Here is a 265-nt window from a genome sequence, read left to right as displayed (position 1 = left end):
ACATCGAGGTGGCGCGGGAAGACATCGCCCTGGCCAACCGTCTGGCACATGAAATACTCGGGCGCACCCTGGATGAAATGCCGCCGCAGACGCGCAAACTGTTAACCCTGATCCAGCAATGGGTGAGCGACAGCGGTCAGGCGCGTGAGGCGATGCGGTTCACCCGTAAACAACTGCGTGACGCGGTGCAATGGGGAGACACGCAGCTTAAGATCCACCTGGCGCGGCTGGTTGAAATGGAATACCTGCTGGTCCACCGTCGCGG

1 pseudogene is annotated in these 265 nt (G+C 61.1%); it reads left to right on the top strand.

Annotated elements, in window-relative coordinates:
- A pseudogene (locus tag RTW80_RS29535) lies at window positions 1-265 on the top strand (DNA primase); the annotation flags it as partial.

The sequence above is a fragment of the Escherichia sp. AM3 genome, from assembly GCF_032029835.1.
Classification (GTDB): domain Bacteria; phylum Pseudomonadota; class Gammaproteobacteria; order Enterobacterales; family Enterobacteriaceae; genus Escherichia; species Escherichia coli.
Note: the sequence above shows the minus strand (reverse complement) of the source record. Positions and strands in the feature narration are given on the sequence as shown.